This window comes from Shinella sp. HY16 (assembly GCF_028534175.1).
Classification (GTDB): Bacteria; Pseudomonadota; Alphaproteobacteria; order Rhizobiales; family Rhizobiaceae; genus Shinella.
This window is the reverse complement of record NZ_JAHYXL010000002.1, coordinates 585,836-611,376: the sequence shown is the minus strand read 5'-3', so window position 1 is coordinate 611,376 and position 25,541 is coordinate 585,836. Positions and strand designations below refer to the sequence as shown.

General features: G+C 62.7%; 23 protein-coding genes. 21 read left to right on the top strand and 2 right to left on the bottom strand.

All coding sequences use genetic code 11. The features are described 5' to 3' along the window. Positions 1–338: 338 nt before the first annotated feature. The 8 genes from K0P03_RS23300 (at position 339) to K0P03_RS23265 (ending at position 7,987) form a co-directional block, all read left to right on the top strand. Positions 339–1,031, top strand: a complete 693-nt coding sequence (locus tag K0P03_RS23300; RefSeq protein WP_272790743.1) for a GntR family transcriptional regulator — start codon at positions 339–341, stop codon at positions 1,029–1,031. Then, entirely contained in the window at positions 1,028–1,888 is an 861-nt protein-coding gene (locus K0P03_RS23295; RefSeq protein ID WP_023515415.1) for an ABC transporter permease, read from the top strand. Before K0P03_RS23300 ends, K0P03_RS23295 begins: the two co-directional genes overlap by 4 nt. Then, the gene (locus tag K0P03_RS23290; protein ID WP_272790742.1) at positions 1,885–2,673 is read left to right on the top strand and encodes an ABC transporter permease; all 789 of its coding nucleotides are present in this window, start codon (positions 1,885–1,887) and stop codon (positions 2,671–2,673) included. The genes K0P03_RS23295 and K0P03_RS23290 overlap by 4 nt, the downstream gene beginning before the upstream one ends. A 27-nt stretch (positions 2,674–2,700) precedes the next feature. Next, a complete protein-coding gene (locus K0P03_RS23285; protein ID WP_024269880.1) occupies positions 2,701–3,729 on the top strand; it encodes an ABC transporter substrate-binding protein in 1,029 nt (342 codons plus the stop codon). 100 nt (positions 3,730–3,829) lie between these two features. After that, complete coding sequence (locus tag K0P03_RS23280) at positions 3,830–4,921, top strand: ABC transporter ATP-binding protein (RefSeq protein ID WP_272790741.1); 1,092 nt, start codon at positions 3,830–3,832, stop codon at positions 4,919–4,921. 14 nt (positions 4,922–4,935) lie between these two features. Next, positions 4,936–5,631 carry an RraA family protein gene (locus K0P03_RS23275; RefSeq protein ID WP_024269879.1) on the top strand — a complete coding sequence of 232 codons (696 nt, stop codon included), beginning with the start codon at positions 4,936–4,938 and terminating at the stop codon, positions 5,629–5,631. Next, entirely contained in the window at positions 5,624–6,346 is a 723-nt protein-coding gene (locus K0P03_RS23270) for an HpcH/HpaI aldolase family protein (protein WP_023515759.1), read from the top strand. Before K0P03_RS23275 ends, K0P03_RS23270 begins: the two co-directional genes overlap by 8 nt. A 27-nt stretch (positions 6,347–6,373) precedes the next feature. Further along, positions 6,374–7,987 (top strand): 5-guanidino-2-oxopentanoate decarboxylase, encoded by a 1,614-nt coding sequence (locus tag K0P03_RS23265; protein WP_272790740.1) that lies wholly within the window; start codon positions 6,374–6,376, stop codon positions 7,985–7,987. Between the two features lie 101 nt (positions 7,988–8,088). On the opposite strand, the gene K0P03_RS23260 is transcribed toward K0P03_RS23265, so the two are convergent. Next, positions 8,089–8,958, bottom strand: a complete 870-nt coding sequence (locus K0P03_RS23260) for a LysR substrate-binding domain-containing protein (RefSeq protein ID WP_023515757.1) — start codon at positions 8,956–8,958, stop codon at positions 8,089–8,091. A 75-nt stretch (positions 8,959–9,033) separates the two neighbouring features. Between K0P03_RS23260 and K0P03_RS23255 the strand changes: the two genes are divergently transcribed. From K0P03_RS23255 to K0P03_RS23195, 13 genes are all read left to right on the top strand, one after another. Beyond that, positions 9,034–10,203 carry a four-carbon acid sugar kinase family protein gene (locus tag K0P03_RS23255; RefSeq protein WP_272790739.1) on the top strand — a complete coding sequence of 390 codons (1,170 nt, stop codon included), beginning with the start codon at positions 9,034–9,036 and terminating at the stop codon, positions 10,201–10,203. Further along, a complete protein-coding gene (gene pdxA, locus K0P03_RS23250; protein ID WP_272790738.1) occupies positions 10,200–11,201 on the top strand; it encodes a 4-hydroxythreonine-4-phosphate dehydrogenase PdxA in 1,002 nt (333 codons plus the stop codon). Before K0P03_RS23255 ends, pdxA begins: the two co-directional genes overlap by 4 nt. A gap of 1 nt (position 11,202) precedes the next feature. After that, positions 11,203–11,901 carry a 4-hydroxythreonine-4-phosphate dehydrogenase gene (locus tag K0P03_RS23245; protein WP_272790737.1) on the top strand — a complete coding sequence of 233 codons (699 nt, stop codon included), beginning with the start codon at positions 11,203–11,205 and terminating at the stop codon, positions 11,899–11,901. A 509-nt stretch (positions 11,902–12,410) separates the two neighbouring features. Continuing rightward, positions 12,411–13,889, top strand: a complete 1,479-nt coding sequence (locus tag K0P03_RS23240; RefSeq protein ID WP_023516242.1) for a sugar ABC transporter ATP-binding protein — start codon at positions 12,411–12,413, stop codon at positions 13,887–13,889. Positions 13,890–13,943: 54 nt separating this feature from the next. Continuing rightward, positions 13,944–14,948 carry an ABC transporter permease gene (locus K0P03_RS23235; RefSeq protein WP_050746265.1) on the top strand — a complete coding sequence of 335 codons (1,005 nt, stop codon included), beginning with the start codon at positions 13,944–13,946 and terminating at the stop codon, positions 14,946–14,948. Positions 14,949–15,032: 84 nt separating this feature from the next. Next, positions 15,033–16,019, top strand: a complete 987-nt coding sequence (locus tag K0P03_RS23230) for a substrate-binding domain-containing protein (RefSeq protein ID WP_050746233.1) — start codon at positions 15,033–15,035, stop codon at positions 16,017–16,019. 60 nt (positions 16,020–16,079) lie between these two features. Next, positions 16,080–16,853, top strand: a complete 774-nt coding sequence (locus K0P03_RS23225; protein WP_023516648.1) for an SDR family oxidoreductase — start codon at positions 16,080–16,082, stop codon at positions 16,851–16,853. Positions 16,854–16,864: 11 nt separating this feature from the next. Further along, positions 16,865–17,857 (top strand): dihydroxyacetone kinase subunit DhaK, encoded by a 993-nt coding sequence (locus K0P03_RS23220; protein ID WP_050746231.1) that lies wholly within the window; start codon positions 16,865–16,867, stop codon positions 17,855–17,857. A gap of 13 nt (positions 17,858–17,870) precedes the next feature. Beyond that, a complete protein-coding gene (gene dhaL / locus K0P03_RS23215) occupies positions 17,871–18,512 on the top strand; it encodes a dihydroxyacetone kinase subunit DhaL (RefSeq protein WP_023516865.1) in 642 nt (213 codons plus the stop codon). A 136-nt stretch (positions 18,513–18,648) separates the two neighbouring features. Further along, positions 18,649–20,766: a bifunctional sugar-binding transcriptional regulator/dihydroxyacetone kinase subunit DhaK gene (locus K0P03_RS23210; RefSeq protein WP_272790736.1), complete on the top strand. Its 2,118-nt coding sequence runs from the start codon at positions 18,649–18,651 to the stop codon at positions 20,764–20,766. A gap of 29 nt (positions 20,767–20,795) precedes the next feature. After that, a complete protein-coding gene (dhaL, locus tag K0P03_RS23205) occupies positions 20,796–21,431 on the top strand; it encodes a dihydroxyacetone kinase subunit DhaL (RefSeq protein WP_272790735.1) in 636 nt (211 codons plus the stop codon). A 180-nt stretch (positions 21,432–21,611) separates the two neighbouring features. Beyond that, positions 21,612–21,812 carry a type II toxin-antitoxin system VapB family antitoxin gene (locus K0P03_RS23200; RefSeq protein WP_023517619.1) on the top strand — a complete coding sequence of 67 codons (201 nt, stop codon included), beginning with the start codon at positions 21,612–21,614 and terminating at the stop codon, positions 21,810–21,812. Then, positions 21,809–22,192, top strand: coding sequence for a type II toxin-antitoxin system VapC family toxin (locus K0P03_RS23195; RefSeq protein WP_272790734.1), 384 nt, complete (start codon positions 21,809–21,811; stop codon positions 22,190–22,192). The genes K0P03_RS23200 and K0P03_RS23195 overlap by 4 nt, the downstream gene beginning before the upstream one ends. 231 nt (positions 22,193–22,423) lie before the next feature. Here the strand turns inward: K0P03_RS23195 and K0P03_RS23190 are convergent, their stop codons facing one another. Next, positions 22,424–25,537, bottom strand: coding sequence for a multidrug efflux RND transporter permease subunit (locus K0P03_RS23190; protein WP_272790733.1), 3,114 nt, complete (start codon positions 25,535–25,537; stop codon positions 22,424–22,426). Positions 25,538–25,541 lie beyond the last annotated feature (4 nt).

Here is a 25,541-nt window from a genome sequence, read left to right as displayed (position 1 = left end):
CAGACGCCGGGACAATCCGCACCCACTGCAGCTACCCGTTCACGCAGCCGATGACGCCGCGGCCGGGGGATAAAACACGTCTCTCTAGCTAGGCGGAATGTTGCTGGCACCATTGGTAAGCGCTGGTGTTTGCGCAATCGACGACTTCGCCTCCACCGCTTTCCGAGGGCCCCGCTCCCGGCCAAAGCCTTCGGTTGCCCATCCAAACCCTTCCCTCTCAGGCGCTTCGTGCATGGCCCGATTTTCCGGCCTGTCACTTTCATCGGATTTTATCGAGAGCCGTTGACAGGAAATATTTCGACGATATCTTGAAAATATATTTTATGGAGCGACAAGCCTTGCAGCCCTTCTCCACCAAGAAAATGCGCCTCAGCGACGTCGCCTATCACGGGCTGCGTACTGCCATCATCAAGGCCGAGCTGCTGCCGGGATCACCGATCGACGAGAAGGAATGCATGGAGCGCCTGTCGGTCGGTCGCACGCCGCTGCGCGAGGCGCTGCAGCGACTGGCACAGGAGGACCTGCTGCTCGCCGTGCCCCAGCGCGGCTATTTCGTCTCTTCCACGTCCGCGACGGATTTCTTCCAGCTCCAGGAATTTCGCCTCCAGGCCGAAGTCTGGGCCGCCCGCCTTGCCGCGACGCGCATCAGCGACGCCCAGCTCGACAGTCTAGCTGCGCTGATCGAGGAAGCGCGGGCCGGTGTCGAAGCAAAGCGCATGGAGATCGAATGGCATCTCGGCATCGATGAGGAGATGCACAAGCTGATCGCCGAAGCCTCCGGCAACACCTATCTGATGCAGGCGCTGAACCGCCTCTACGCGCTCTCGGTGCGCAGCCTCTATGTCTCGCGGATGCCGGTGGCGCTGCTCTTCGAAGACCTGAAGGACATGGTGGTCATCCACGAAGCACTCGCGAGCCGCGACCCGGACCAGGCCGAGACCGCGATGCGTGCGCATCTTTCCGTCAGCGCGACGAACCTCATCCGCCCGGTCGAGCCCGCCCGCCAGGCCCGCGTGGAGATCCGCAAGTGACCGCCGCGCGCCGCGGCAACCTCGTGACGCTGGCGCTTCTCGCCCCGTCCCTCCTCAGCGCCATACTTCTCCTCGTCATCCCGATCCTGATCGTCATCGCCTTCTCCTTCGCCGAGCAGGACACTTATGGCGGTGCAAAATTCGGCTTCACGCTGGCGAGCTACCGCGAGCTCTTCCAGGCCATCTATGTGCCGATCTTCGTCAACTCGCTCCAGCTTGCCGCCGTCTCCACCTTCGTCTGCCTGCTGGTCGGCTATCCCATCGCCTATTTCATCGCGCTGCGCGCCGGCCGCTACGCCGGCATCCTGCTCGCGCTGCTGCTCATCCCGTTCTGGATCGATTTCATCGTGCGCATGTCGGCCTGGATGGTGCTGCTCGGCCGGAGCGGCACGATCAACAGCGCGCTTCTCGGCCTCGGTTTGGTCGAACAGCCAATCCGCATGATCGGCACCTATCCCGCCGTGCTCGTCGGCATGCTCTATGCCTTTCTGCCGACGACGGTGCTGCCGATCCACGCCGCGCTGAACGGCCTCGACAAGCGGCTGCTCGAAGCCGCCGACGATCTCGGCGCGACGCCGCTGCAATCCTTCTGGCGCGTCACGTTCCCGCTGTCGCTTCCGGGCGTCATGGCGGCAATCCTCTTCGTCTTCGTGCCGGCCATGGGCGTCTATGCCATCCCGGTCCTGCTCGGCGGCGGCAAGAGCATCATTCTCGGCAACCTCATCGTCCAGCTCTTCCTCGATTTCCGCAATATCCCGCTGGGCGCGGCTGTCTCCGTCGTGCTGCTCGCCATCTCGTCGGTCATCATCGTCTGCTACATGCGCGTGCTGCGCTCGGTCGAGGAGGCACGGGCATGAGGAAGGTTCTTTCGCTCTACGTCCCCGCCGCAACGCTCATCGGCTATATCTTCCTCTTTGCGCCGCTCGTCGTCCTCGTGGTCTACGCCTTCAATGCCGGCCGCTCGACGGTGATCTGGGAAGGCTTTTCGCTCGCCTGGTTCGCCGAAGCGCTGGGCGACCGCGGCCTACGCGCTGGCTTGCAGGTCAGCGTCATCGTCGCCGTCGCCTCGGCCGCGCTTGCCACCGCCATCGGCGCGAGCGCCGCACTTGCTATCGTCAAGCGGCCTTTCGCCGGCAAGAACCTCTTCTCGACGCTCGTCATCGCCCCGCTCGTGCTGCCGGAGATCGTGCTCGCCGTCGGCCTCCTCGTCGCAACCGTCTGGACCGGCGTTCCACTTGGCTATGGCACGTTGATTGCCGGCCATGTGCTGGTATCGATCCCCTTCAGCTTCCTCATCGTGCGCGCCGCCGCCTCGGGTCTCGATCCGCGCCTCGACGAGGCCGCCGCCGATCTCGGCGCCAACGGCCGGCAAGCCTTCCTGCGGGTGACGCTGCCTTTGCTCGCTCCGGCCATCCTCTCGGCCTTCCTGCTCTGCGCGGTCATCTCCTTCGACAATTTTGTCGTCTCGACCTTCGTCTCCGGTGTCGGCTCCACGCCGCTGCCGATCCAGATCTACGCCGCGCTGAAAACCGGCCTTACGCCCAAGATCAACGCGCTCGGCGCCATGCTGATCGCCGTCAACGTCATCGTCATCCTGGTCGTCATGGGACGCTATCTCAAGACGGTCCGCAAACCATCATAACCACCAACCAAAATGGGGAATGCGATAATGAAAAACTGGAGAACCCTTCTTGCCTCGGTCAGCCTGATCGCCTTTGCGTCGGGCGCCTCGGCCGCCGAACTCAACATCTATGCCTGGTCCGGCGAAGTGCCGCAGGAGATCGTCGACGATTTTGCCAAGGAGACCGGCATCACCGTCACCTTCGACACCTATGATTCCAACGAAACGATGATGGCGAAGCTTTCGGCCGGCGCCAGCGGCTACGACCTCATCGAGCCGAGCCAGTACACCGTGCAGGTGCTCGCCAAGCAGGGCCTGCTGAAAGAACTCGACCACGCGAAAATCCCGAACCTCGGCAATCTCGGCGCACCGTTCAAGGACGTCTCCTACGATCCCGGCCAGAAATGGTCCGTACCCTATATCTGGGGCACGACGGGCTTTGCCTATAACGAGGACTGCGTGAAAACCCCGCCGACGAGCTGGAAGGCGCTGTGGGACCCGCAGTATGAAGGCCGCATCTACATGCTCGACAACATGCTTGCCGCCTATATCGCCGGCCTCCAGGTCAACGGCTTCAAGGCCGGCACCACCACGCCTGCGGAAATCGAGAAGGCGACCCAGTCGCTCATCGACCAGAAGAAGGTGCTCGGCGGCTACAACAGCACGAATTTCGGCGATCTCGTCGCCTCGGGCGAAGCCTGCATCGTGCAGGGCTGGAACGGTTCGATCGCGCAGGTGATGGCGACCAATCCGAAGGTCAAGTATGTCGTACCGGATGAAGGCGGCTCGATGTGGATCGACGGTTTCGCCATTCCGTCCTCGGCGAAAAATGTCGAGGAAGCCTACAAGTTCATCGACTACATCATGCGTCCGGATGTGGCCGCCAAGGCGGCGAACCTTTCGAAGTCCGCAACGGTGATCGACAAGGCGAAAGAACTGCTGCCGAAGGAAGTCGTGGAGAACGCCGCCATCTATCCCGCGGAAGACAAGCTGATGAAGGCCGACTTCATCCTCGACGTGGGTGACGCGACAAAACTCTACCAGGACGGCTGGACCAAGGTGAAGACCGCCCAGTAAAGCGCTTGCGGCGGCCGGCTCCAAACCTCCGGCCGCCCCTCCCCTTTCATCACGAGTTCTGAACGATATGCCGCCTGACACCACGACAGGGACGGCCGGCGTGAGCCGTGCCGCCATCGAACTGATCGATATCCGAAAAGCCTTCGGCACCGCCGGCGGCGAGACGACCTACGCCGTCGACCGGATGAACTTTTCCATCCAGGCGGGCGAGTTCTTCACCTTCCTCGGTCCCTCCGGCTGCGGCAAGACGACGACGCTGCGCATGATCGCCGGCTTCGAGGAGCCGACCTCCGGCCGCCTGCTGCTCGACGGCAAGGACGTCACCGGCATTCCCGCCCACCAGCGCAACGTCAACACCGTGTTCCAGAGCTACGCGCTCTTCCCGCATCTCACCGTCGGCGAGAATGTCGGCTTCGGCCTTTCAGTGAAGGGCGTCGGCAAGGACGAGATCCGCCAGCGCGTCAAGGCGGCGCTTGAAAGCGTGCACATGGTGCACGCCATCGACCGCAAACCCTCGGCCCTCTCCGGCGGCCAGCAGCAGCGTGTCGCGCTCGCCCGCGCGCTGATCAACCGCCCCTCCGTGCTGCTGCTCGACGAACCTTTTGGCGCACTCGATCTGAAACTGCGACGGGAGATGCAGATGGAGGTGAAGGACATGCAGCGCAAGCTCGGCATCACCTTCATCTTCGTTACGCACGACCAGGAGGAGGCGCTGACCATGTCGGACCGCATCGCGGTCATGAACAACGGCACCGTCCAGCAGGTCGGGGGCCCCGCCGATATCTACGAGCGTCCCGCCAACCGCTTCACCGCCGGCTTCATCGGCGACATGAACCTGATCGATGCGCGCGTCCTCGGCCGCAACGGCGAGAACCTCATCGTCGAGGCCGCCGGCGGCCGCTTCGAAATGCCCTGCACCCTACCGCTTGACACCGGCGATGCCTGCACCCTCGCGATCCGCCCGGAAGCCCTGCACTTCCTCGCGGGCGAGACCGGCGGGACGATCCGCTTTTCCGGCACGGTCAGCGAGGCCGTCTATATCGGCACCGACACCGTCTACGGCCTGGCGCTATCAGACGGCACGCGCCTCCACGCCCGGGTCCGAAACGGCGACGGCCCGCCGCCTCCCCGAACCGGAGAGCCGGGCACGCTCGCCTGCGCCCCCTCCGCCATCAGACTTCTCACGCAATAGGACGCATTTTCATCATGTCGATCAAATCCTACCGGATCGCCGATCCCGCGCCGCAGCTCGATGCCGGCCTTCTCGCCCGCTTCGCCCGCGTCGAGGCGGCGACCGTCGGCCACTACCTGCACGACCGTTTCATGCGCAATGACCTGCGCCCGCTGATCGACGGCGTGCGCATCGCCGGTACCGCCCAGACCGTCTCGATCCCCGGCCCCGATTCCACCCTGCTCTACCACGCGATGGACCGGGTGCGGCCCGGCGATATCCTCGTCATCGACCGGGCCGGCGACGAGCGCCACGCCGCCTGGGGCGGCTTCATGGCGGCAGTCGCCAAGGAGCGCGGCCTTGCTGCCGTCATCGTCGACGGCATGATCACCGATCCCGCGGCCATCATCGAGGCCGGCGTTCCGACCTGGGCGCGCGGCGTCTCACCGATCACAACAAAACTGCTCAATCTCGGCGGCGGCTACAACATCCCCGTCTCCTGCGGCGGTGTCACCGTCAATCCTGGCGATGCGATCCTCGCCGACGATTGCGGCATCCTCGTCCTGCCGCCAGCCGAGGTGGCGGGGATTTCCGACATCGCGCTTGCCGACCAGGAGGACGAGGGAAGCTGGGTTGCGCGCATCCGCGACGGCGCGAAATTGCAGGATCTCGTCGATATCGCCGCCATGATCGCCGAGCGGCAGAACAAGGATGGAGCCGCCCATGGCTGACACGCTGAACAATCTCGCCGTCTGGCTCTCCACGCCGCACCAGGCGATGATCGAAATCGCCCACGACATCGGCTACCGCCATGTGGTGCTCGATATCGAACACGGCCTGTTCGACCTCGAAGCCCTCGACCGCATCCTCGCGCTCGGCAAGGCGCTCGGCATGACCATGCACGCCAAGGTGCTGGGGCCGGAGGCGATCCCGATCCAGCAGGCACTCGACATGGGCGCCGACAGCGTCATCATCCCCCATATCGGCGATGTCGAACACGCCCGCCGCGTCACCGCCTCGGCAAAGTATCCGACACTCGGCACGCGCAGTTTTTCCGGCACCCGCCCCGCCCGCTACGGCGGCGTGAAGCCGGAGTACTATGACAACGAGAACGCCAAGACGCGCTGCTATCCGATGATCGAGTCGGCCGCCGCGCTGAAGGATGTCGAGGCGATCCTCGCGCTGCCGACCGTCGACGGCCTCTTCGTCGGGCCGAGCGACCTCTCGCTCGATTCCGGCCGCGGCGCCTATCGCAACACGGATGCCGACAAGGCCGATCTCAAGACGATCGCGGACGCCGCGGCAAAAGCCGGCAAACCCTGGATCATGCCCGCCTGGTCGCGCAGCGAGCGCGCCTTCGCGCAAAACCTCGGCGCGAGCCTGATGGTCGTCGCCGACGAATACGGCTCGATCTGGATGGGCCTCGAAGACGCCGCCAAACCCTGACACCGCTTTTCCGAACGGATTTTTTCCATGAACGAGACCATTTCCTGCGGCAGCCGCCTCATGCAGATCCTGAAAGCCTATGGCGTCGACACCGTGTTCGGCATGCCGGGCGTGCACACGCTCGAAGCCTATCGCGGCATGGACGCCGCCGGCATCCGCCATATCGGCGTGCGCCATGAACAGGGCGCCGGCTTCATGGCCGACGGTTATGCCCGCATGTCGGGCAAGCCGGGCGTCTGCGTGCTGATCTCCGGCCCCGGCGTCACCAATGCCGCGACCCCAATCGGCCAGGCCTATTCCGACAGCGTGCCGATGCTGGTCATCACGTCAGTCGCCGCCAACAAGGACCTTGGCATGGGCCGCGGCACGCTGCACGAGATCACCGACCAGTCGGCCGTCACCCGCCCCCTCACCGCCTTCTCCGAAACCGCCACCAGCCCCGAGCAGGTGCGCGAATACATCGCCCGCGCCTTCGCCCTCTTCGAAAGCGGCCGCCCGCGCCCCGTTCATCTTTCGATCCCGCTCGACGTTTTCAAGGCGCCGGACGACAAGCCGGCGAGCCGCCGCACCACCGCCCGCCGCCGCGCGCCCGATAGTGCACAGGTCGAAGCCACCGCCGCCATCCTCAGCGCCGCCAAACGCCCGGTGATCCTTGCCGGCGGCGGTGCGGTCTCGGCGGCCGCCGAGGTGAAGGCGCTCGCGGAAAAGATCGGCGCGGCCGTGGTGCCGACCATCGCCGCCAAGGGCATCCTGCCCGACGACCACCCGCTCGCCCTGGAGGTGACGGTCGACCGCCCCGCGACCCAGGCTTTCGTGCGCGAGGCCGATGCCGTGCTGCTCGTCGGCACCGAGCTTGCCGAGCCCGACATCTGGCTCGACGGCCCTCTGCCGATGACCGGCAAACTCATCCGCATCGACATCGACCCGGCAACGCTGGTGCGCGACTATGACGTGGATGTCGCGATGGAGGCGGATTCGAAACTGGCGCTGGCGGCGATCACTGAGACGGTCGCGCCAGCCGCGGGCTTCAAGGAAACGAACACCATCGCCGAACTGCGCGCCACGGAGCGCGACGGGCTGACCCCGCTCGAACAGAAACATGTGCGCGTGCTCGACAGCCTGCGCAACGCCATCCCCGACGATGGCGTGATCTACACCGACATGACACAGCTCGCCTATACCGGCTACGCGTTCTACCGCAGCGCCCTGCCGCGCACCTGGCATTTCCCGGCCGGCTTCGGCACGCTGGGTTATGCCCTTCCCGCGGCCATCGGCGGCAAGATCGCGAGCCCGAAAACGCCGGTCGCCGTCATCGTCGGCGACGGCGGTTTCCAGTTCACGCTGCAGGAACTCGGCACCGCCGTGGAAAACAAGCTGCCACTCGCCATCATTCTCTGGAACAACAACAGCCTCGCCCAGATCCGCGACGGCATGATCGCCCGCGACATCCCGACCATTGGCGTCAACCAGCACAATCCGGATTTCGTCAAGCTCGCCGAAGCCTATGGCTGCCATACGGCCGAGCCCCAAAGTTTTGCAGAGCTGGAAGCCGCGGTGAAAGCCGCTTTTGCCGCAGATGGGCCGACGGTGATTCATGTCCAGGAATCCGCACCGTTCCTGGGAGCCAACCAGAGCGCTTAACCTCGACTTGACCTGGCGGTATTTCTTTCAGGCGGTCGGCGATGAAAACATCTCCGGCCGGCCTTGTCGGTGGGTGCTCCCGTACGGGACCTGCGACGTTTTTAGGAAGCGTTAAAACCAGCAAGAAGCCATGAAACGAATGTGTCGAGGGATGGGGTTGGCTCGACGGAGGGCGCGCGAATGATGCCGTATTGCGAACCATCCGGCTGGAAGCCCATCGGCGCGACGAGACGGCCCTTGCGGATGTCGTCAATGGCGACAATCTTCGGGCACATGGCAACGCCCAGCCCACTGGCCGCCGCCTCCACCATCAGGAAGTGATGATCGAACCAGCGTGTCGATCGCGGCTTTGGCGCATTCGGACAGGCTGCGGACCATTTGCTCCAGGCGTCGGGCCGGGTCTTTGCGGCGAGCGCGACATAGGCGCCGGCGGAAAACCGGTCCGCCATGTCAGGGTGCATGGCGGGTCCGACTTCCTCGGCAATCATCCGCTCGACATGCCACCGCGGATCGATCGCGAAATCCAGTCGGCGGATGGCCAGCGTGATGCGTTCGCGCGCGAAATCGAAACTGCCGCCCCCGACAGACAGATGAAGGTCGATATCCGGATGGCGGTCCTGGAATTCCGACAGCCGCGGGATCAGCCAGCGCATGGCAACAGATCGCTCGCAGGAAACGACAATCGGCGGCGATGTCTCGACTTTGCGGATATCCTCCAATGCGGCCGAAACCAGCGACAGGGCATCGGTCGCGGCTTGCGCCAATCGCACGCCCTCCTTCGTCAACCGCAGGCCGCGGCCGTCAGGTTCCAGCAGCCTTATACCGAGATGATCTGACAGGTTCGACACACGTCGGCTGACAGCACCATGGGTGAGGTTGAGATCGGCGGCCGCCGCGCGCACGGAACCGAGGCGCGCCACGGTCTCGAACGCGTGCAGGTCATCGAGAGAGGAAAGGTCCGACCGTTTCATTGGTGATATAATATCACCAGTATTCGTCAGATCATATCGATTTTTCTTCCGCTTACCCGCTGATATCCAGGGTTCATGGAAGAGATCATTGACCAGAACGAACATGTCGGCATCGTCGCCGATGACCTGACGAGCGCTGCAGATGGAGCCGGGGCCTTCTTGACGTACGGCTATCAACCACTCGTCCGCCGGCAGCGGCAGGCGAGCGTCGGTGCACCGGTCGTCGCCGTCGATACCGGCAGCCGGCTCATGGAAGAGGCCGATGCCATGCGTGCAACCGGGCAGGCGATCGCGTCGCTTGCCGGCTGCCGGCACCTCTACAAGACAATCGATTCCACCCTGCGCGGTCACATTCGTGCGGAAATTGCCGCGGCGTTCAAGGCCAGTGGTCGGCCACGGCTGGTAATCGCTCCGGCATTTCCGACCGCGGGACGCACCACGGTTGACGGTATCCAGCTCCTGCACGGTGTGCCGGTCGCACAGACCGCCTATGGCCACGACCCAGTTCATCCTGCGCGCGCATCGCTGATTGCAGATCTGATCGCACCCGATCTTGGCCGAATGGCAACGGTTTCCGTTAGCGCAACCGACGGCGATATCGGGAAGCACATTGCTGGCGCTTCGATCATCGTCGTCGATGCACACAGCCAGATCCTGCTGAATCGCCGGATTGCAGAGATTGCGAAACACGGCCCGGCTCTGTGGGTCGGATCCCCGGGCATGGCCGAGGCCCTGGCCGCGGTCGTCGGCCAATCGCCCGATCGCCAGACCTTCACGCCCCCAATCGCTCCGCGTCGCATTCTCGTCCTCGTTGGCAGCGCAAACCATCTCAGCCACGCCCAATACGAGGCACTGGCCGCGACTGGCGCCTCGGTCGCCGACAGAGCCGAAGGTATCGCTAAAACGGCATCCGTCGCGTGCATCCATGCCCCGCGCGCTCGCACGGCGGATCCGTCGAAAGTCCTCTGCGCACTGGTGGACGAGGCGGACATCGCGCTGTCGCGGCAATGGTACGACGCCATCGTCGCGACCGGCGGAGAAACGATGAGTGCGCTTATGGAGCGGCTTTCCATCCATACGCTCACCCTGGTCAAGGAACTCGAGCCCGGGTTTCCGCTTGGCTGCGCGCGCCTTTCGAACGGACGACCGATACTGCTTGCCATGAAAGCAGGCGGTTTCGGTTCGGTCATGACCTTGTGCAATGCCACAAATGCCATCCTTCAGATGGGAAGGAAGTCCACATGAAAACCATTCTACGGCCTCTTGCCATTACCATGGGCGACCCGTCGGGTATTGGACCGGAGATCGTCGCGAAGACGCTCCTTGCCCGTGCCGATTTGCGTCACAACGTCGTTGTCGGCGATCCGGCTGTTCTGGCGAAGGCGATCGCCAGGTTCGGCAGCGGGCTGCGCCTGAACGAAATCGATACGGTCGCCGATGCAAAGCCGGAAGGCTCCCTGAACGTCCTCGCCTCGTCCAGGGTTGAAACGCCACCCCCGCTCGGTACGGTCAGCGCCGTCAGCGGCCGCTTGGCCTATAATGCTATCGTTGCGGCGATCGACCTTGCCAGGTCAGGTGCGGTCGCTGGAATTGTCACGGCACCAATCCACAAGGAAGCACTGGCTCAGGCCGGGCTTTCCTACCCCGGCCACACGGAAATCCTCGCAGACAGAGGCGGCGCGATGCACGTGGCGATGATGCTCGCCAATGACGACATCCGTACCGTTCTGGTGACGATCCACTGCTCGCTCGCCGATGCGATCCGCCGGGCGGATTTCCCAGCGCAGATGTCCGCAATCCGCCTCGCCCACCAGGGCGGCCGTGCCCTGGGTATCGCCCATCCCCGTATCGCGGTCGCGGGACTCAATCCGCATGCCGGCGAAGGCGGCCTCTTTGGCGACGAGGAAATCCGCATCATCGCCCCCGCCATTGCGGCAGCCCGCGCGGAGGGCATTGACGCCAGCGGCCCCTGGCCGGGCGATACGGTGTTCATGCAAGCGCGAAACGGCCGCTTCGACGTGGTCGTCGCGCAGTACCACGACCAGGGGCTCATCCCGGTCAAATATCTGGGGCTGGAAAAGGGCGTGAATATCACGCTTGGCCTGCCCTTCATACGCACAAGCCCAGACCATGGCACCGCCTTCGATATCGCAGGCCAGGGCATTGCCGATCCGGGAAGCCTCGAAGCAGCAATCGACTACGCCTGCCGACTGACAAGGGCGTCATCCGAACGGGAGAACTGACATGTCCGACACAGACTTCATCTTCATGCTCACCCGCAACGACCGGACGATCCCGGACGCGCGGGAGCAACTACCCGCCGTGCTTTCGGCGGGCGTTCGTCACATCGGATTCAAGGATATCGGCCTGCCCCTGTCGGCGCTTACCGACCTGAACCGGGAAATCCAGCAGGCGGGTGCAAAAAGTTACCTCGAGGTGGTTTCGCTCGACAGAGACAGCGAGATCGCATCGGTGCGCGCCGCCCTCACGCTCGGGGTCGACTATCTCCTTGGCGGCACCCATGTGGACGATGTGCTTCCCCTAATCGAGGCAAGCGGCCTGCGATACTATCCGTTCCCCGGTCGCATAACCGGGCACCCGAGCATTCTCGAGGGGTCGATGATGGAGATCGTCGCAAGCGCCCGAGACCTTGCAAGCCGCGACGGCGTGCATGGCCTCGACCTCCTTGCCTATCGTGCCGATGTCGACGCCGCGGAACTGATCAGGGCCGTCTGCAACACCGTTGTCAAACCCGTCGTCGTCGCAGGATCCATCGACCGGGCCGAGCGCATCCACGCGGCCGTCAGTGGCCGGGCCGCCGGCTTTACCGTCGGAACCGCGGCCCTTGACGGCCGGTTCCCCGCAGCCATGCCGGGCCTGACCCATCAGCTTCTGGCGATAGCAGCGATCCAGAAACAAACTGGGCGGTTCATCGAAGAGTGAACCTGGAAGCGATCGAGAGCTGACCATCCCTCAATACACTCAAACCGAGGCACGACACTGAGCAATGAAACGGCTCTTGACGAGAGCAGAACCACCGATCCGTTACCCGGATCGGCATTCGAATAATCGCTCTTTGAGATGCAGGGGCTCTTTGGGCCCTCTGGCATTTTCGCTTTTAACATCGCCAACACCACCTGCCTCCACGGTCGCCACCGACACAGGACAATACAAATCCCGCCCCACCCAGCGGCAGGAACTGGCGGATGACCACTGCCTGCATGGGCGCGATACGCCTCCGGAAAAAGCCCGATCACGCTTACATCCCCATTTAGGTCACGGCTCGAAAAGCAAGGCGTAACAACAAGATACCCGGATAAGGCACCCTACATTCTTACAAATGACAAACGGTGAAGATCGTTTGTCATTTCTTCTGATTGACATTTGTCGATAGATAAACATATTTTGTAAAGCGCGATGAGGGAGTGTCGCGGAAATGCGTGGAGGAATGCATGGGTCCGCTTTTGAAAGTGGAAGGACTGAAAAAGTCCTTTGGCGGCGTTGCCGCACTTCGCGACGGCCGCTTTGAGCTGGAAGCCGGCTCGGTGCACGCGCTGTGCGGCGGCAACGGCGCAGGCAAATCGACGTTCCTTTCCATCCTCATGGGCATCCACAAGCGCGACGGCGGCACGATTCTGCATCGCGGCAACCCGGTGGAATTCGGCAATCCGGCCGAAGCGCTTCGCTCCGGCATCGCCATCATTGAGCAGGAGCTGAGCCCGGTTCCGCACATGACAGTGGCGGAAAACATCTATCTCGGCCGCGAGCCCTCCGCCCGCTTCGGCGGCATCGATTTCAAGACGATGAACCGCAATGCGCAGGCGCTGCTCGACCGCCTCGAGTTCAGCATTTCCGCCACGCAATACATGATGAACCTCTCGGTCGCGCAGATGCAGCTGGTCGAGATCGCCAAGGCACTGAGCCACGAGGCAGACGTCATCTTCATGGATGAGCCGACATCGGCGATCGGCGAAAAGGAGGCACAGCACCTTTTTTCTGCGATCGAGCGCCTGAAGGCAGAGGGCAAGGGCATCGTCTATGTCTCGCACCGTCTTTCGGAGATCTTCCAGATCGCCGACAGCTACACGGTGTTCCGCGACGGCGGCTTCGTCGGAGCCGGCAAACTTGCCGACATCGATCGGCCCGGCCTCATCCGGATGATCGTCGGCCGCGAGCTCGGCGAGGAGTATATCAAGACCAACACGCCGACCGAGATCGCCGGCCTTGAGGTGACGGGCCTGTCGGCCCCCGGCAAGATCGAAGACATCTCGTTTACCGCCCACAAGGGCGAGATTTTCGGCATCTACGGGCTGATGGGCTCGGGGCGCACAGAAATCTTCAATTGCCTTTTCGGCATGGATCGCCCGTCGGCGGGCGACATCCGCCTCGACGGCACGGCCGTGACGATCCGCCAGCCGTCCGACGCCATGGCAGAGGGCATCGCCTTTGTCACCGAGGATCGCAAGGTCACGGGCCTCAACCTGACGGACAGCGTGCGCAACAATATCTGCCTGGCCAGCCTGCCGGAAATGAGCCCGGCCTTCGTGATGCGCAAGAGCAACGAGCAGGCCGCCAGCGCCGACATGATCGCCCGCTTTGCCATCAAGGCGGCGCGAGACACGATGCCGGTCTCCGGCCTGTCGGGCGGCAACCAGCAAAAGGTCGTGCTCGGCAAGTGGTTCCTGCGCCAGCCGCGCGTGCTGCTGCTCGACGAGCCGACCCGCGGCGTCGATGTGGGCGCCAAGCGCGAGATCTACCGCGTCATCTGCGATTTTGCCGCGGCCGGCGGCACGGTCGTGATGATCTCCTCCGAAATCGACGAAATTCTGGGAATGTCCGACCGCATCCTCGTGATGCGCCAGGGACGGTCCGCCGGCATCCATGACCGGCGCGAGACCGATGCCCAGTCCCTCGTGCATCTGTCGACCTGACGGAAACGAGACCCCAAGCGACGCATCGACCCCCGCATGGCAAGAGGTGACACCGTGTCCAGTGCAGAAAACAACACCGCCAGCAGCTGGCTGAATTCCGACCGCCGCAAGCTGATCCTGCAGGAATACGGCATCTTCCTCGCCTTCCTGCTGCTGGTCGGCATTCTCGCATTGTCGAACGAATTCTTCCTGACGCCGGGCAACATTTCCAACGTACTGCTCCAGACGTCGATCAATGGCATTCTCGCGATCGGCATGACCTTCGTCATCCTGACACGCGGCATCGACCTTTCTGTGGGCTCGGTCGTCGCACTCGCCGGCATGGTGAGCGCGAGCTTCGTGACCAGTTCGGCAACGGCAGGCATTGCCGGTGCACCCTATCCCATGGTCGTGGCGCTCGCAGCCGGCATTCTCGTGGGCGTTGCCTGCGGCGCGCTGGTGGGTTTCATCGTCTCACGCTTTTCCGTGCCCGCCTTCGTGGCGACGCTCGGCATGCTCTCGGCCGCCCGCGGCGCCACGCTGATCTATGGCGGTGGCAAGCCGGTGCCCGGCCTCAGCCCGGAATTCCGCTGGATCGGCACGGGCAACATCCTTGGCATCCCGATGCCAGTCATCCTGCTCGCCCTGGTCTTCGGCGTCTCCTGGTGGGTCCTGACCCGCACGCGCTTCGGCCGCTACATCTATGCCGTCGGCGGCAACCCGCATGCGGCCAAGACCTCAGGCCTCAACGTCAGCCGCATCCGCTTCATGGTCTACGTTATCTCGGGTGCGCTGTCGGGCCTTGCCGGCATGATCCTCTCGGCCCGCACGGGTTCGGCCCTGCCACAGGCCGGCATCGCCTACGAGCTCGATGCCATCGCGGCGGTCGTCATCGGCGGCACCAGCCTTTCGGGCGGCGTTGGCCGGGTGACGGGAACACTGATCGGCGCCCTCATCATCGGCGTCATGAACAACGGCCTCGATCTCATGGGCATCCAGTCCTACTACCAGCAGGTCCTCAAGGGCGCCCTCATCGTCGGTGCCGTCATGCTCGACCAGAAGCGAAATCAGGGCCTCTAGCCCGAAGAAACCGGGCGTCTTCCCACGCCCGCGGACGAACGGCACGCCTGAGAGCGGCCGCAATTCTCAAAGGAGGAGAATGACATGAAGAAACTGATGATCGCACTTGCCTCTGCGACGGTGCTGCTCGCCTCGTCCGCCCTGGCCCAGGAGAAGCTGAAGATCGGCGCGGCGCCTTACGGCCTCAACGCGGAATTCATGCAGATCTGGTCCGCAGCGCTTGAGGAACACCCGGCCGTGAAGAGCGGCGAAGTCGAACTGACCGTTTTCGACGGCCGCTACGATGCGCTGGTCCAGCAGGAACAGTTCAACACGATGATCACCCAGAAGTTCAACGCGATCATCTTCGTGCCGATCGACATCGAAGCCGGCGCTACCGCCGTACAGGCTGCCCATGACGCCGGCATTCCCGTCATCGGCTCCAACACCCGCGTAAACTCCGACCTGCTCTCCTCCTATGTCGGTTCCGACGACACGATCTCCGGCTACATGGAAGCCAAGGCAGTGCTCGACAAGATCGGTTGCAAGGGCAATGTCGTGATCATCGAAGGCCCGATCGGCCAGTCCGCGCAGATCTCGCGCCTGGAAGGCAACCAGAAGGCGCTTGCCGAATGCCCCGACGTCAAGGTTCTCGAGCAGCAGACCGCCAACTGGTCGCGCGCCGAAGCCCAGACGCTGATGGAGAACTGGCTGACCTCGCATCCCGGCCAGATCAACGGCGTCATCGGCCAGAACGATGAAATGGCGCTCGGCGCCGTCGAAGCGATCAAGTCCGCCGGCCTGAAGACAGAGGATTTCGCGATTGCCGGCATCGACGGCATCACGGACGCGCTGACAGCCGTCAAGGAAGGCACGATCACCTCGATCCTGCAGGACGCCCGCGCCCAGGCACAGGGTGCACTAGACCTTGCGATCCTCCACGCCAAGAAGGGCGACTATAAGCCGCAGTCCGATATCTGGGCACAGTATCCGGACATGCCGTTCAACGACGGCAAGGACAAGGAGTACAATGTTCCGTGGACGCCGGTCACGGCGGAGAACGTCGATAAGCTCCTGGAAATGCGCAAGTAACAACCATCTGCGGGGCGGCGAGTGTCGCCCCGCTTTCCCAACCCTTCGAAGGCTGAACCGATGTCCGACACACCTCCCAAGATCGATCTCAACTTCCCGCTCGACGGCAGGGTCGCGCTCGTCACCGGCGGCGCCTCCGGCATCGGCGCGGCTATCGCCGCCGCCTTTGCGGCCAAGGGCGCCAAAGTCGCCGTGCTCGACATCAATGCCGATGTCGCCAAGGCGAAGGCGGAAGAACTCGGCGGTTCGGCAAAGCCCTTCGTCTGCGACGTTTCCAGCCCGGCCTCCGTCGAAAAGGCCGTTGATGATGTGGTCGAAACCTTTGGCGGCATCGATATCGCGGTCAATAGTGCCGGCATCGTCGCGCTTGCCCCGGCCGAAGACCTGACGCTTTCCCAGTGGGACAGGACGATCGACATCAACCTCAAGGGCAGCTTCCTGATCACCCAGGCGGTCGGCCGCCGCATGATCGCGGCCGGCAGGGGCGGCAAGATCGTCAACCTCGCCTCGCAGGCCGGCACGGTCGCCATCGAGGAGCATGTCGCCTACTGCGCCTCAAAGTTCGGCGTCATCGGCATGTCCAAGACCTTCGCCGCCGAATGGGGCAAACACGGCATTACCGTCAACACGATTTCGCCCACCATCGTTCTCACTGAACTGGGCAAGCAGGCCTGGGCCGGCGAGAAGGGGGAGAATGCGAAGAAGCGCATCCCCACTGGCCGTTTCGCGTTCCCGGAAGAGATTGCCGCCGCCGCCGTTTTCCTGGCCTCGCCGGGCGCCGACATGATCAACGGCGCCGATCTCCTGATCGACGGCGGCTATACCATTCTGTGAGAGGACTTATCATGCAGCGTTTCATCAACGATCCGGACCTGGTGGTCGAAGATACCGTCAAGGGCTTCATCAAGGCTCATTCGGACATCGTGCGCCTTGCGGAAAACCCACGCGTCGTCGTCGCCAAGGATGCCCCCTTTGCTGGCAAGGTCGGCGTGGTGACGGGCGGTGGTTCCGGCCACGAGCCGGCCTTCATCGGCTACACCGGCAGGAACATGCTCGACGCCGTTGCTGTCGGCGAGCTCTTCTCCTCGCCGACAGCCAAGAGTTTTCATGACGCTATCCGCGAGGCGAACGGCGGTAAGGGCGTCGTCGTCCTCTACGGCAACTATGCCGGCGACAACATGAATGTGAAGATGGCAACGAAGCTTGCTGCCAAGGACGGGATCGAGGTCGTGACCGTCGTCGCCAACGACGACGTCTGCTCCGCCCCGCCGGAGGAGCGCGAGAAGCGCCGCGGTGTCGCCGGCGAGATCTTCATGTGGAAGATGGGCGGCGCCAAGGCTGCGACCGGCGCCAGCCTCGAAGAAGTCCGCGCCACTGCGCAGAAGGCAATCGATAATTGCCGCTCGATCGGCGTGGGCCTCGGCCCCTGCACGCTGCCGGCCGTCGGCCATCCGAATTTCCAGATCGAGCCCGGCACGATGGAGGTCGGTATCGGCCATCACGGCGAACCGGGCGTACGCGTCGAAAAGCTGAAGACGGCCGACGAGGTCGCCAGGGACATGGTGAAGATCGTGCTCGACGATCACAAACTGCCTGAGGGCACCGAGGTCGCCGTGCTCGTTTCGGGTCTGGGCGCAACACCGCTCAACGAGCTCTATATCCTCAACGACACGATCGAGAGCGAGATTTCGGCCCGTGGCCTGAAAATCCGCAAAACCTGGATCGGCAATTACTTCACTTCGCTGGAAATGGTCGGCGCAACGCTGACCGTCATGGCGCTCGACGACGAACTGAAGACGCTGCTCGACGTCGAGACGCGTTGCACGATGATCCTGTAACGGAGGAAGACATATGCAGACCTTCGACAATGCTTCCGCCGGTGCCATCGTTCTGTCGATGGCCGAGCGGATTATCGAGAACCGTGCCTATCTCAGCGAGATCGACGGCAAGATCGGTGACGGTGACCATGGCGTGAACATGGCCAAGGGTTTTGGCATGGCCGCCGAGCGTCTTAAGGACAAGAATGCCTCGCTTGCCGTGTCTCTCGACACGCTCGGCACGGTGCTGATGACGGAAATCGGCGGCTCGATGGGTCCGCTCTACGGCGTCATGTTCACCGAGTTCGCCGAAACGATCGAGGGTGTCGAGACGATCGACGCCGCGGCCTATAGCAAGATGCTGCACGCAGGCCTCGCTGGCATCCAGTCGATCGGTTCGGCCAAGGTCGGCGACAAGACGCTGCTCGATACTTTCGTGCCCGCAGTCGAGGCTTTCGACGCGGCGACGGCGAATGGCAAGTCGTTCGGCGAGGCGCTGGAAGCCCTCGTTGCTGCAGCCGAAACCGGCCGTGACTCGACAATCAACCTCGTGGCCAAGATCGGCCGCGCCAGCCGTCTCGGCGAACGTTCGCTCGGCGTATTGGATGCGGGCGCCACCTCCTGCGCTATCATCCTCAAGGAACTGTCCGACGGCGCGCGCGCACGACTTGCCTGAGCCGGGCGAAAAGGTCCTCCCAGGACGCGCGGCCTGTCCTTTGTGACGGGTCGCGCACCGCTTTTTTGCCCAGGCATGTTGCAAACCGGCGGCGTTGCTCTCATCTTCGCCGCCTGATGGGGGACCAGCGAAACCGATGGCATTGAAGACTTCCGCAGCGCGCAAGGGCGGCCCCGGCCGGGGCAACGGGCCGGAAGGCATAGACTTGATTCCGCTGCGCTATGGCGATGACCCCTATGTCTGGGCCTGCTGGCTCTACTACGAAGACGGCATGACGCAGGGCGAGATCGCCGAGGCGATGGGTGTGTCGCGCGCCACCGTCAACAGCTACCTCGCGGATGCCCGCGAGAAGGGCATCGTCAACATCTCCATCGAGCCCGCCCGCCTCGCCTCGCTCACCATCGCGCAGGAACTGAAGCGTCATTTCGGCCTCGCCGACTGCCTCGTCGTACCAAACGATGACGATTCACGTCCGCTGATCGGCCGGCTTGGGGCAGCTGGCGCGCAGGCGCTTTCCAAGATGATCAAGTCCGGCGACACGCTCGCCGTCGCCTGGGGCCGTACGGTCCTCTCGGTCGGCGAGCACCTGGAAATGGCTCCTCTACAGGATGTTACCGTCGTTCAGGCAACGGGCGGCACCACGGCAAGCTTCAACTACACGCCGGAACTGACAACCGCCGCCCTTGCCCGGGCGATCTCGGCACGCTGTGTCAACATCACCGCCCCCTCCGTCGTCGCCTCCGCCCAGATGCACGATCTGCTGCTCGCCGAGCCACTGATCCGCGAACAGTTCGACACACTCGCCCGCGCCAACCGCATCGTCTTCGGAATCTCCTCGCTCCGCCCCAATTCGACGATCCACACCAGCGGCTTCTTCGAATCCGTGCCGTTGCAGCACTATCTGGCGAAGGGGGCGGCCGGTGTGCTTGCCGGACGCTTCATCGATGAGCGCGGCCGTCCGGTCGCCGGCCCTCTTGATGACCGCACGATCGGCATTTCGCTGGAAATGCTGCGCGGCATCGGTACGCGCGTTGCCGTCGCTGGTGGTTTCGACAAGGTGCCGGCCCTGCTGGCAGCATTGCGTGGCGGCTATGCCAATGTCCTGGTGACCGATGCTGCCACCGGCGCCGGCATCCTGCGCGCTGACGGGGTGACGAGCCTCGACGGGAAACTTTCACAACGCCAGAAGAGCGCACCTGTCGCCAACAGCTATCGCACGCGCGTCAAGAAATTCCTCAACAATCCCAATGACGTGGTCGAAGAAATGCTGGACGGCCTGATCGCCGCACACAAACCCTACCTCCAGCCCATTGGCACGTCACGTCGAGCACTCGTTGCGCGCAATGGCCCGCGACAGGGTAAGGTAGGCCTCGTCATCGGTGGCGGCACGGGGCACGAGCCCTGCTTCGTCGGCTATGTCGGCAAGGGACTTGCCGATGCGGTCGCCCTCGGCAACATCTTTTCCTCGCCGCCACCGGACCCAATCACCAAATGCGCCGTCGCCGCTTCGGGGGGAGCGGGTGTGCTTTTCGTCTACGGCAATTACGCCGGCGACGTGATGAACTTCGAAATGGCAGCCGAGCTCGCAGAAGAACAAGGCATCTCGATTCGCACAGTGCTGACCACCGACGACGTCGTTTCGTCTCCCGTGGAGGACAAGGAAGGACGACGCGGCGTCGCCGGCAACTTCTTCGTCTTCAAGGTGGCGGGGGCGGCCTGCGATCGCGGCATGACGCTTGACGAGTGCGAGGCCGTCACTCGCAAGGCGAACGACCGCACCTTCACAGTCGGTGTCGCGCTCGAATCCTGCTCCATGCCGCAGACGCAACGGTACAATTTCGAGATCGGGCCCGAGGACATGGAGCTCGGCATGGGCATCCACGGCGAGCCGGGCGTTTCGCGCGAGCGTATCCGCACGGCCGACGAGATCGTCGATACGATCATGGACACCATCTTCAAGGAAATGAAGGCGGAACCCGGTGACCGGGTGGCGGTTCTGGTCAATTCCTTCGGCGCAACGCCGTTGATGGAACTCTACATCCTGTTCCGCCGGGTGGCGCAGCGGCTGGCGGCCAAGAACATCACGATCGAGGCCAATTGGATTGGGCACTATTGTACATCGCTCGACATGGTGGGCGCCTCCATCTCGATCATGCATCTCGACCGGGAATTGACCGACCTGCTGCACCATCCATGCCAGACGGCGATCCTGACCATCAATGCGCCTGAAACAGGAAGTGCGACGCAGGGCTAGGGCCGCCTGCATCAAAGGGGGAGGAAAACATGTCGGAAAATGCGGCACGGGTTCTCGCCAGGATGTTCGAACGGATGTCCCAGGTGATCGAAGCAGAGAAGGACCACCTCTCGGAACTTGACGGCGCCATCGGCGACGGGGACCACGGCATCACCATGTCGATCGGCTTCAAGGCGGTGACGACGGCACTCGCTATACTCGATGTCGATACGGCAAGCCCGTCGGACGTGATATCGACGACGGCGACGAGCTTCCTCGACGCGGTCGGCGCCTCGACAGGTCCCCTCTACGCTACGGGTTTCCGCCGGGCAGCACAGGTGCTTATCGGCCGTCACGAGCTCGATCTTCAAGCCTTCCGTGACATACTTGCTGCAATTTCCGAGGGCATTCGGGACCGCGGCAAGGCGCAGCGCGGTGACAAGACCATGCTCGATGTCTGGCTCCCAGCCGCCGAGGCGGCTACGGCAGCCGTCGCTGAAGGCAAGTCGAAACATGAATTCTGGTCCGCCGTCACTGCCGCGGCCGACAACGGTGCTGCCGCGACGGCCACGATGGTTGCAGCCAAGGGGCGCGCAGCGCACGTTCGCGAACGATCCCTGGGCCACCTCGATCCGGGTGCAGTTTCCGCCGCGGCATTGATCAAGGCAATGTCGAAGACATGCTAGACCTTCGCCGAAACAAGATGCGCTTGGTCTTGATCAGCAAGGGCTCTTGATGGGATTTGAACCAAAAACTCTAAGATGATTCTGATCGGTAATCGGTCGCCGCATTGGAGTGAGTACAGCAAGGCGTAGATTTCAGCACCAAATGGTGCTATCGATGCCATTCTATGCAGGAGCTTTTTCATGCGATCCACGATCAATCTCGACGACAACCTCATGGAACGAGCAAGATTCCTAACCGGAACCAAGGAAACGGCTGCGCTTGTCCGCCAGGCATTGGAAACACTTGTGCGAATCGAATCAGGAAAGCGACTGCTCGCGCTCGGGGGCTCCATGCCCGATGCTGAAGCAGCCCCTCGGCGCCGGAGCGAAGCGGCAAAGTGATCCTTGTAGACACCTCCATCTGGATCGATCATTTTCGCTACGGAGACCCGGAGCTACGCACAATCATTGAGGACGACCTCCTACTCTGCCACCCTGCGATTATCGGCGAATTGGCGCTTGGCAGTCTTCGGGACCGTGATGCCGTAGTGGCGTATTTAGCGGCACAGCGCGAAGCATTCGTCGCCACGCACGCTGAGGTCATGACAATGATCGATCGTCATTCGATTTTCAGTATGGGAATCGGTTACACCGACGCACACTTGTTGGCTTCGACGCTGCTTGACGGGCGATCGAGCTTGTGGACCAGGGACAAACGCCTAACAGCAGCAGCTCAAAAGGCAGGCGCCGTGCTGCATACACCTATGGTCCCACCCAATTAGTCGGTGCAGGACGTGAGCACCGGCCGAATGCATAACTTAAAATGCTCTTGAAGGGATCAGAACCCGCGCCCCGCGGCTCACCACTTTATATTCAGATCAAGTTTCCGATACGGGCACCACTTGATGTCCCCAATGGCCGGTTTGGGGCCGTGACAAGACTGTCCGCTTCTGTCTCGTGGACAAGAGAAGCGGACAATCTCGTTGGGGGTTATGCCGTATCGGTCCAGCTGGCTAGCCGTTGCCGGGCAGCGCACTTGAACGTCCGAGCCAGCGTGTGAACCGCGTCACGATCACGTACAAGGCCGGGACAAATAATACCGCAAGTACCGTTCCGGAAATCATTCCGCCGAATAGGCCGGTCCCAATTGCATTCTGGGTTTCCGAGCTTGCACCTGATGCAATGACCAGCGGAACGACGCCCAGCGTAAAGGCGAGCGAGGTCATGACGATAGGGCGCAGACGAAGGCGCGCGGCTTCGACGACGGCTGCGGCAAGAACCAGCCCGTCTCGCTGGCGCTTGCGCGCGAACTCGACAATCAACACCGCATTCTTGGCGGAAAGGCCGATCAGGGTGATCAGGCCGACCTTGAAGAAGACATCGTTTTCCAGGCCACGCAGGTGAACAGCGATCACCGCCCCGAGGATCCCGAGCGGGACAACCAGCATGACGGAGAGTGGAATGGTCCAGCTTTCGTACAAGGCTGCGAGCACCAGAAAGACAATGAGGAACGAAAAGGCCATGAGCATCGGCGCCTGCGTACCCGATTGCCGCTCCTGCAGGGACTGCCCCGTCCATTCGACGGCAAAGCCCTTGGGAAGCTTGAGCGCCAATTGCTCAATTTCATCCATGGCTTCACCGCTCGACACACCTTTTGCTGCCGAACCCGACAGGCTGAGGGACGGATATCCATTATAGCGTGTCACCTGCAGTGGGATGGTGGACCATTCTGCTGTCACAATTTCCGAAAGCTGAACCATTTTGCCCGCATCGCTGCGAACATGCAGGTTAAGGATGTCATCGACCTGCATACGGCTTTTCGGCTCGGCCTGGAGGATGACCTGTTGCAGCCGACCGTCGCGCGGGAAGTCATTGACATAGGTCGAGCCAACGGAACCGCTGAGCGTGTCACTAATCGTCGTGTAGGCGACCCCCAGCGCACTTGCCTTCTGGCGATCGACGACAAGGGTAACACTGGGACCGTTTGGCAGCCCGTCCACGCGCACGTCGCTCAGCAGCGTGCTCTCGGACGCAAGCTTCGTGAGTTGGGCTGCAGCCGCAGAAAAGGCTATCTCCCCATGGTTAGCGCGGTCTTGAAGCCTTAGCGCAAATCCAGAGGTTGTACCGAGCTCATCAATGGCCGGCGGCTTCATGCTGAGAATCTCGCCCTCTGGTGCTGCAGCCATGGCTTCGGTTGCTAGATTCACCTCGTCATCGACGCTACCTGAACGCTTATCCCAATCCTTGAGGCTCGTAAACGACATGGCGGTATTGGAACCTGAACCCGAGAAACCGAAACCCATGATTGTCAGGTTGTTGACGATATCCGGTCGTGTCTGGACATGTTTTTCTAAGAGATCAACGACGTCTCGGGTGCGTTCAGCCGTCGCCTCCGCCGGAAGTGTGATGGAGGTCATGAACGAGCCCTGATCTTCCTCAGGCACGAATGCCGTCGCCAGCGTGCCGTAACCATAGGCGACTGCGCCCACTATCGTGACATAGACAAGCATGGTCCGACCGGTCCTCTGAACAAGACGTGCGACCCAGCCCGTGTAGCCCTCGGTCAAGCGATCAAAGCCGCGGTTGAACCAGCCGAAAAGTCCGTTTCGCTGATGGTGCCCGCTATCGATCGGCTTCAACAAGCTCGCGCAAAGCGCCGGGGTCAGGCTGAGAGCCAGAAAGGCCGAGAAAGCGACCGACACGGCCATAGATACCGTGAACTGACGATAGATCGCGCCAACCGCGCCGGAGGCAAAGCCCATAGGAAGAAGCACGGCTGTCAAGACGAGCGTGATCCCGATCACCGCGCCCGTGATCTCGCCCATGGCCTTTCGCGTCGCCTCACGGGGGAACAGACCTTCCGTCGCCATCAGCCGCTCGACGTTTTCCACGACCACGATCGCGTCGTCTACGATAATCCCGATCGCGAGAACCATGCCGAACATCGTTAGGACATTGATGGAATATCCCAATGCCAGCATGACCGCGAAGGTGCCGAGCAGCGCTATCGGTGCGACGATGGCCGGAATGAGGGTGTACCGGATGTTTTGCAGGAAGAGCAGCATGATGAGAAAGACGAGCACCATAGCCTCAGCCAGTGTCTGCGCCACTTTCTGGATCGAGACCTTCACGAAGGGTGCCGTGTCGTACGAGATCGCATATTCGATCCCCGCCGGCATGTTCAGCGAAAGCTCTGCCAGTCTCGCGCGAACACCGCTAGAGGTGCTAACCGCATTTGCCCCGGGTGTGACCTGGATGGCGGCTGCCGTGGCAGGCTTGCCGCCGTCGAGAATGGCGAAGCTCGACGACTGGGATCCAACCTCAATGCGGGCAACATCACCCAGCGTCAGATGGGAGCCGTCCGGATTTGAGCGGAAGACGATGTCCGAGAATTCGTTGACGGTCTGAAGCTGGCCTTCGACATTGAGCGGTACGCTGACCTTTTGCCCTGGAACTGTCGGCGCATCTCCAAGTCGCCCAGGCGCCACCTGAAGGTTCTGCGACTGGATCGCCTGTATGACCTCGGCCATCGAAACAGAATGCGCGAGCAAGCGCGTCGGATCGACCCAGATCCGCATGGCAGCCTCGGACCCGAAGGACTGGACGCGGCCGACGCCTGAAACCCGCTTGAGTTCCGGGGCGATGTTGCGCACGAGATAGTCATCAAGCGCCAATGCGTCGATGGCGCCGTCTTTCGACTTCAGGGAGACAATCATCAAGAACCCTGACGAAGCCGATTCCACCGATAGGCCAGCCCGACGGACTGCCTCTGGCAATCGCGGCTCCACGGCCTTGAGCCTGTTCTGGATGTCCACCTGAGCCAATTCAGCGTCCGTGCCCGGCTTGAAGGTGACGGTGACGGTTGTCGATCCCGAGGAGTCAGCAGACGAGTCGAAGTAAAGCACATTCTTAGCGCCGGAAACCTCGCGTTCGATCAGACTGGTGACGCTATCGTTGATGACCTGCGGAGTGGCGCCGGGATAGCTCGCGTAAATCGACACGCTAGGCGGAGCAATCGCCGGGTAACGCGACACGGGCAGTTGCGGGATGGCGATCAGACCGGCGATCACAATCATGATTGCGATGACCCATGCGAAGACGGGCCGTTCGATGAAAAATTGCGGCATGATG